This window comes from Clostridioides sp. ZZV14-6009 (genome assembly GCF_020658095.1).
Taxonomy (GTDB): Bacteria; Bacillota; Clostridia; order Peptostreptococcales; family Peptostreptococcaceae; genus Clostridioides.
Window position 1 is genome coordinate 1 of sequence record NZ_JAGWDG010000034.1, and the last position, 8,194, is coordinate 8,194.

Annotated in this window: 10 protein-coding genes and 1 pseudogene; all 11 read left to right on the forward strand. The window is 28.9% G+C overall.

Annotated elements, in window-relative coordinates; genetic code table 11:
* The first annotated feature begins 319 nt into the window (after positions 1–319).
* Positions 320–406 carry a transposase gene (locus tag KGF36_RS20560; protein WP_227830501.1) on the forward strand — a complete coding sequence of 29 codons (87 nt, stop codon included), beginning with the start codon at positions 320–322 and terminating at the stop codon, positions 404–406.
* Between the two features lie 6 nt (positions 407–412).
* Positions 413–1,006: pseudogene (locus KGF36_RS19675) on the forward strand (RNA-guided endonuclease TnpB family protein).
* Positions 1,007–1,354: 348 nt separating this feature from the next.
* Complete coding sequence (gene gltX / locus KGF36_RS19680; RefSeq protein WP_227842892.1) at positions 1,355–2,836, forward strand: glutamate--tRNA ligase; 1,482 nt, start codon at positions 1,355–1,357, stop codon at positions 2,834–2,836.
* Positions 2,837–3,046: 210 nt separating this feature from the next.
* Positions 3,047–3,202 (forward strand): hypothetical protein, encoded by a 156-nt coding sequence (locus KGF36_RS19685; RefSeq protein WP_003421202.1) that lies wholly within the window; start codon positions 3,047–3,049, stop codon positions 3,200–3,202.
* Between the two features lie 141 nt (positions 3,203–3,343).
* Positions 3,344–4,741, forward strand: a complete 1,398-nt coding sequence (gene cysS, locus KGF36_RS19690) for a cysteine--tRNA ligase (RefSeq protein ID WP_227483629.1) — start codon at positions 3,344–3,346, stop codon at positions 4,739–4,741.
* 2 nt (positions 4,742–4,743) lie between these two features.
* Entirely contained in the window at positions 4,744–5,139 is a 396-nt protein-coding gene (locus KGF36_RS19695; RefSeq protein WP_227830458.1) for a ribonuclease III domain-containing protein, read from the forward strand.
* Between the two features lie 105 nt (positions 5,140–5,244).
* Entirely contained in the window at positions 5,245–6,003 is a 759-nt protein-coding gene (thyX, locus tag KGF36_RS19700) for an FAD-dependent thymidylate synthase (protein WP_227841314.1), read from the forward strand.
* A 12-nt stretch (positions 6,004–6,015) separates the two neighbouring features.
* Positions 6,016–6,750, forward strand: a complete 735-nt coding sequence (gene rlmB / locus KGF36_RS19705) for a 23S rRNA (guanosine(2251)-2'-O)-methyltransferase RlmB (RefSeq protein ID WP_227830460.1) — start codon at positions 6,016–6,018, stop codon at positions 6,748–6,750.
* A gap of 6 nt (positions 6,751–6,756) precedes the next feature.
* Entirely contained in the window at positions 6,757–7,284 is a 528-nt protein-coding gene (locus tag KGF36_RS19710) for an NYN domain-containing protein (RefSeq protein ID WP_227437059.1), read from the forward strand.
* 64 nt (positions 7,285–7,348) lie between these two features.
* Positions 7,349–7,996 (forward strand): RNA polymerase sporulation sigma factor SigH, encoded by a 648-nt coding sequence (sigH, locus tag KGF36_RS19715; protein WP_227437057.1) that lies wholly within the window; start codon positions 7,349–7,351, stop codon positions 7,994–7,996.
* A gap of 73 nt (positions 7,997–8,069) precedes the next feature.
* Positions 8,070–8,194, forward strand: a 125-nt coding sequence (locus tag KGF36_RS19720) for a GTP-binding protein (RefSeq protein ID WP_227850930.1), incomplete at its 3' end; no start/stop codon positions are given.

Below are 8,194 nucleotides of genomic sequence, written 5' to 3' on the forward strand. Positions count from 1 at the left end.
ATAGAACCTATCCAATACTACTTGAATTGCTGGAAACCCCTAAAGCTAACCAAACTAAAACATAAGGATGAAATAAAACCTAAGTGTGAAAGTTATGAAAGTAGAAAAAATTCATAAGAGAACTGCATAGGTAGTAGTGAACTTATGTGAACGACAACCTCAAAAATGATAAAAGTTAAGATTTGCGGTTCTTATATATGTTATTTAAAAACAAATATAAAAACCTTTAAAAAACTTATTTTAAATAATTACACATGTTAATATTATGATGAGTGATGAAAAATGGAAGTGACTCGAGGATATGTATATTTAGTACCATATAGTATGGTGTGTAAAATATAGACATCCAGTATTAACAAATGAAATTGAAGAAGATTTAATTAATATAATCAGAAAAAACAAGTAAAGTGAGGTGGTAATAGTGGAAAAAGCTTATAAGTTTAGAATGTATCCAAATAAAAAACAGCAAGAGTTAATTAACAAAACTTTTGGATGTTGTAGATTTGTATATAATAAATATCTTGCTAAAAGAATAGAAGTTTATGAAAACTATAAAGAAACTTTTACTTATAAGCAGTGCAGTTCTGATTTGACTAATTTAAAAAAAGAATTAGAGTGGCTTAAAGAACCTGACAAATTTTCACTATAAAACACCTTAAAAGAGTTAGAAAACGCATATAAAAAATTCTTTAAAGAAATAGAAGATTTACAAGTAAAGAATATGACTAGAAATCGTAAACTATCTCGTTTAATTTCTGATGTGTCATGGTCAGAATTTGTTCGTCAATTAGAATACAAGGCTAATTGGTATGGCAGACAAATTGTAAAGGTAGGTAAATTCTTTGCAAGTTCACAAATATGCAATAAATGTGGGTACAAAAATGAGGAAATTAAGAATTTAAATATAAGAGAATGGATTTGTCCTTGTTGTAATGTAACTCACGATAGAGATATAAATGCAAGTATAAATATACTAAAAGAAGGATTAAGACTAATAACAGTTTAAAATAGATAACTTATGTAAGAACCGTAGGAACTACGGGGATAGCCTGTGGAGAATTGGTAAGACATATTTTAGTATGCAAAATTCTATGAAGCAGGAACCCTGTGACTTTAGTTATGGGAGGTTCAGAATAAACATTTATGAATAGTTATAAATGATACCTTTAATTTTTAGAAAATGATTAAAAGAAAGATTTATGAAATTAAACCTAGTATTTTCTGATATAATAAACATGTGTATTTTTAAATAAAAAGGATATTATTATTAAGTTTGATTAAAAATAAACTTGCAAAACAATGTACTAGTTTAATATTATAGTTATATTGAATAAAATATCAGGAGGAAGTAAAAATGAATGTAAGAGTAAGATTTGCACCAAGTCCAACAGGATTTGTACATATAGGTAGTTTAAGAACTGCTTTATATAACTATTTATTTGCAAAAAAAATGGGCGGAGAATATATATTAAGAGTAGAAGATACAGACCAAAGTAGATTAGTAGAAGGTGCTATAGAGAATATGCTTAATGCTATGAAATGGGCTGGTGTTAATCATGATGAGGGTGTTATATTAGATGATAATGGAAAAGTAATACAAAAAGGAGAATATGGACCATATATTCAATCTCAAAGATTAGATATATATCAAGAATATATAAAACAACTTTTAGATAGTGGAAAGGCTTACTACTGTTTCTGCACAAAGGAAAGATTAGATGAAGTAAGAGATGCTCAAAAGGCAGCAGGAGAAACTGCTAAATATGATGGTCACTGCAAAAAACTTTCTAAAGAAGAGATAGAAGCTAATATAAAAGCAGGAGTACCATATGTTATAAGATTAAAATTACCAGAAAATCATATAATTAAGTTTACAGATTTAGTTAGAGGAGACATGGAATTCAATACTAATGATTTAGATGACCAAGTTTTAATGAAAACAGATGGATTCCCAACTTATCATTTTGCAGTAGTGGTAGATGATTATTTAATGAAAATTACACATGTTATAAGAGGCGAAGAGTGGGTATCATCTACTCCAAAGCATGTTTATTTATATGAAGCATTTGGATGGGAAGCACCAGTATTCGTACATTTACCAAATATACTTAATAAAGAAAAGAAAAAATTGAGTAAGAGACAAGGTGATGTAGCAGTTGAAGATTTTAAGAAAAAAGGATATTTACCAGAAGGATTAGTAAACTATGTAGCACTAGTTGGTTGGTCTCCAGAAGATAATCAAGAGTTATTTACAATGGAAGAATTAGAAAAAGCTTTCTCTGTGGAAAGAGTATCTAAAAGTGGAGGAGTATTCGATACTGAAAAGTTAAACTGGGTTAATCAACATTATATAAAAGATGGTGATGATGCTTACTTAACGGATTTAGCTATACCGTTCTTAATAGAAGATGGATTTATAACAGAAGCAGAAGCTACTAGTAAGTATGAATTTTTAAAGAGTATGATATCAGTGCTTAAAGAAAAATTACAATATGTAAAAGAAGTTACTGAGCATGCGAGTATATTCTTTGGAGATAAGGTAGAGGTAGAAACTGAAGAAGGAAGTGACTTCTTAAAATTAGAACACATACCTACTTTAATAGATGCCTTACAAGAAAAAATAGAAAAAGCAGAAATATTAAATGCTGAGTTTGGTCAAGCAATGCTTAAAGAGATACAAAAAGAGTATAAAATAAAAGGAAAAAATTTATTTATGGGCTCAAGAATAATTTTGACAGGACAAATGCATGGCCCAGATTTACCAAAAGTAATGGAAGTTTTAGGAAAAGAAACTTGCTTAAATAGAATAGCTTATGTAAAAAATCATATATTATAGTCATAAAAGTCCGCTAATTTAGATGCGGACTTTTTTTGTGTTAGTATTTGGTGAAAATATATGGCTAACAAAATGAAGGTATTTAGGTCAATAAATTTAATATATAAAAAGCAAAGCAAAAATATAAATAATAAACTAATAAAAATATTAAGCATAGAAGAAGGTAATCTATTATTTTAGTTTGATTTAATTATTAAGGGGGTAATTACTATGTATAGTAATATTGATGATGTTAAAAAGGAATTAAAGGAGCTATGCTTAGAATATGTTACAATTTTAGAAAAGTTAAAAGACGAAAAAATGATTACAGAAGAGACTTTTGAAAAGTGCTCTTCTCAAAAAAAGATATTTTTAGAGGAACAATAGAAAATAGTGATAATATTATTATGTAATTTGAAGGATAGTATGAAAAATGATAGTAGTACTATTATTTATTGCAATTTTCAACTATAATATAATATATGATGTTAAGAAAATAATTTATAAAAATACAGTGAGGTGATGAGTGTGAAAGTTTATAATACATTAACTAGAGCAAAAGAAGAATTTGTTCCATTAGAAGAAGGAAAGGTAAAAATGTATGTGTGTGGTCCAACAGTTTATAACTATATCCACATAGGTAATGCAAGACCATTTATAATATTTGATACTCTAAGAAGGTATTTAGAGTATAGAGGATATGACGTAACTTATGTACAAAACTTTACAGATGTTGATGATAAGATTATAAATAGAAGCCACGAAGAAGGAATATCTCCAGAAGAAGTTGCTACTAAATACATAAAAGAGTATTTTGTAGATTGTGATGGATTAGGAATTAAGAGAGCTACTGTTCATCCTCAAGTTACAGATAATATACAACAAATTATAGATTTTATAAAAGAATTAGAAGATAAAGGATATGCATATGCAGTAAATGGGGATGTCTATTTTGATACAAATAAATTTGAAGGATATGGAAAACTTTCAGGCCAAAAACAAGAAGATTTAGAGGCTGGAGCTAGAATTGAAGTTAATGACCAAAAAAGACATCCTATGGACTTTGTTCTTTGGAAAGCAAAAAAAGAAGGAGAGCCAGGATGGGAGAGTCCTTGGGGAGAAGGTAGACCAGGATGGCATATAGAATGTTCTGTTATGTCTAAGAGATACTTAGGTGAGACAATTGATATACATGCAGGTGGTCAAGATTTAACATTCCCACACCATGAAAACGAAATAGCACAAAGTGAAGCTAGAAGTGGAAAAACATTCTCGAAATATTGGATGCATAATGGATATATAAATATAAATGATGAAAAAATGAGTAAATCAAAAGGTAATTTCTTTACAGTAAGAGATATATCAAAGCTATATGATTTAGAAATAGTGAGATTTTTCATGTTATCGGCACATTATAGAAATCCAGTAAACTTTAGTGATGAAATGTTAAACCAAGCTAAAGCTGGTCTTGAAAGATTATATAATACTAAAGAAAAATTAGAGTTTACATTAAGTAATTTAAAAGAATCATCTCTAACAGAAAAAGAAGTAGAACTTGTTAAAGAATTAGATAATTTTAGACAAAGATTTATAGATGCTATGGATGATGATGTTAATACAGCAGATGCAGTAAGTATTATATTTGAGTTGGCTAAGTTGATAAATTCTAATGTAGACGAAAACTCTTCTTTAGAGTTAGCTAAGAAATGTTTAGATGAATTTAATGAGCTTACAGGAGTATTAAATATTGTAAATAAGAAAAAGGATACTGTGTTAGATAAAGACATTGAAGAATTAATACAAAAGAGAACTGACGCAAAGAAAAATAAAGAATTCCAATTAGCAGATGATATAAGACAACAATTATTAGATATGGGAATAGTACTAGAAGACACAAGACAAGGTGTTAAGTGGAAAAGGGTATAAAAATGGAAAAAACTGAATTAGTTACTATGTCACCACTAGTTTTAGCATATTTAGGTGATACAGTGTATGAGACATATATAAGAGAACACTTGATTAGACAAAATACACAGCGAAAAGTTAATGATTTGCATAAGTTAGCCATAAAGTATGTAAAAGCTAAAGCTCAAGCGTCAATAATTCATGAAATCGAAAGTGAATTAACAGAGGAAGAGAGTAAAATTTATAAAAGGGGAAGAAATCAAAAATCAAACACTTCTCCTAAAAATGCAGATATTATAGACTATAAACATGCAACTGGATTTGAAGCATTAGTTGGATATTTGTATTTGAATAATGAAATAGAGAGACTTCAATATATTATCAATAAAGGAATCAAAATTATTGAAAGAGATATGTAAATATTAAAGAGTGTTGTCTTAATAATAATTAATAAGGCAACACTTTTTTTATAACTAATGTATAATAAATATATAGAAATTAGTAATAAGAAAGGACGAAAATTTATGAAAGTAAAATTAATATCACATACACCTGAACCCGAAAAAGTAATAGCTATGGCAGCTAAATTATGCTATTCACCAGTTGGGACAGACGAAATAGAAAAAGACTTAACAGAAGAAAGTATAGAAAAATTTTTAAATATGTTATTAAATATAGGGCATGGTTCAATATTAGAGCATGCATCTTTTACGTTTTCAATAGAAGGTATTTCAAGAGCTTGTTCGCATCAAATTGTTAGACATCGTATAGCTAGTTTTTCACAACAAAGTCAAAGATATGTTAAACTAGACCAATTTGAGTACATAATTCCTCCTGAAATAGAAAAAATAGAAAAAGCAAAAGAGTTATTTGTCAACTCAATGAAAAAGGACCAAGAGGATTATGACAAATTAGTGGAGATATTATTTGATAAGCATTATAATGACTTAATAAAAGAAGGAAAAAATGAGAAAACAGCAAAGAGACAAGCTGAGAAAAAAGCAATAGAGGATGCTAGATATGTATTTCCAAATGCATGTGAAACAAAAATGGTATTTACTATAAACGCTAGAAGTTTATTTAATTTCTTTGAACATAGATGTTGTGAAAGAGCACAATGGGAAATAAGAAACTTAGCTGTAGAAATGTTAAGAGAAGTTAAAAAAGTTGCTCCTATATTATTTAAAAAGACTGGTCCAAGCTGTGTAAATGGAAGTTGTCCAGAAGGAACTATGACTTGTGGTGACATAGTTCAAGTTAGAGAAAAATTTAAATCCTTGTAGGTGGTGAATAGTTTGGCAAGTATTGAAGGAAGAAATCCTGTAATAGAAGCTATAAAGAGTGATAGAGAGATAGATAAAATATTAATTGCAAACTCAGCTAAAGAAGGTTCAATTAAGAAAATAATAGGAATGGCAAAAGAAAAGAATATAATTATACAATATGTTGATAAACATAAGTTAGATGAAGTAAGCACAAGTCATTCTCATCAAGGTGTAATAGCTTATGCAAGTGAATATAAGTATTATGAATTAGATGAGTTAATAGACTCAGTAAAAAGTAAAAATGAAGACCCATTTTTTATTATACTAGATGAAATAACAGACCCACATAATCTAGGTTCAATAATAAGGACAGCAGATGCAGTAGGAGCACATGGAGTTATTATCCCAAAAAGAAGGTCTGTGCACATAACTCCTGTAGTTACAAAAGCTTCTGCTGGAGCTGTAGAGTATATGCCAGTTTGTAAGGTAACCAATATAGTCAATACAATAAAAAGACTGAAGGATGAGGGGCTGTGGATTGCAGCTGCTGATATGGATGGAGAAACTTTTTATAAACAAAATCTTACAGGACCTCTAGGTGTAGTAATTGGAAGTGAAGGTTTTGGAATATCTAGATTGGTTAAACAAAACTGTGACTTTATAGTAAAAATGCCCATGATAGGTAATGTTACATCTTTAAATGCATCTGTAGCAGGTGGTATACTTTTATATGAAATATTCAGACAAAGACTGGATAAAAAGTAAATAAGTATGAGAAGAAACATAAATCACTACTTAATAATAGATGGCTATAATATTATAAATGCGTGGGATAATTTAAAAGAACTGGCTAAAGAGGATTTAGAAGATTCTCGAGAAAAACTTATTGATGATATTATAGAATTCTCTGAGTTTATGGGATATAAGACTATAATAGTTTTTGATGCTTATAATGTTAAGAATTCCCGAGAAAAAGTTGAAAAAAGAAAACACATAACAATAGTTTATACAAGAGAGCACCAAACAGCAGATAGTTATATAGAAAAATTTATAACTTCTCTATCAAAATATGATGATGTAAAAGTAGCTACTAATGACTATGCAGAGCAACAAATGATTTTAGGAAAAGGTGCTATGAGAATGTCTGCTAGAGAATTAAAGTTAGAATTAGATCGTTCCAAGAATAAAATGAAGGAAAAAAATAGCGGTTTAAGGAAAAAAATTCAGCGAAATTGGTTGGAGGAGAGGTTAGATGAAGAAACATTGTCGAAACTTGAGAACATTCGTAGAAAGCGTTGAAATTACTAGGTTCTTTAGACTATAATATACCTATAAATTTGTTTTATATATGGGGGAGATTTACATGTTGGTAGCAAAAGAAAAAAGTTATGAGTTAATAGACAATTGTCAGCAAGATGAGTATAACATTGTATTAAAAGCAAGTGAAGGGGATAAGATAGCACTAGAGTATATTATTACCAAATACAGAAATTTTGTAAAGGCAAAAGCAAAGTCATATTTTTTAATTGGAGCAGATAAAGAAGATATAATACAAGAAGGAATGATAGGCCTTTATAAGGCAGTTAGAGATTTTGATGGAAGTAAGACAAATTCATTTAAATGTTTTGCAGAGATATGTATAACAAGACAAATAATAACTGCTATAAAAACTGCAACAAGACAAAAACATATACCTTTAAATTCATATGTTTCTTTGAATAAACCAATATATGATGAAGAGTCAGACAGAACACTTTTAGATATAATAGCTACAAGTATAGTAACAGATCCAGAAGAACTTATAATTAGTAAAGAAGAATTAAAAAATATAGAATCAAAGATGAACGAATTATTAAGCGACTTGGAATTAGAAGTCCTAGAATTGTATTTGAATGGAAAGTCATACCAGTTCATAGCGGACAAACTTAAAAGAGATGTAAAGTCAATAGATAACGCTTTACAAAGGGTTAAGAGAAAATTAGAAAAACATCTTGAAAACAGAAATGATTAATAGTAAAATACTTACCATAAGCTTATTGTGAGCAAAATTAATTTATATCGAAAGATAAGGGAGGAAATTCAAAATGGCTAAAGCTAAATACGAAAGAACAAAACCTCATGTTAATATAGGGACAATAGGACACGTTGACCACGGTAAAACTACATTAACAGCAGCAATAACAAAAACATTATATGACAGATACCAATT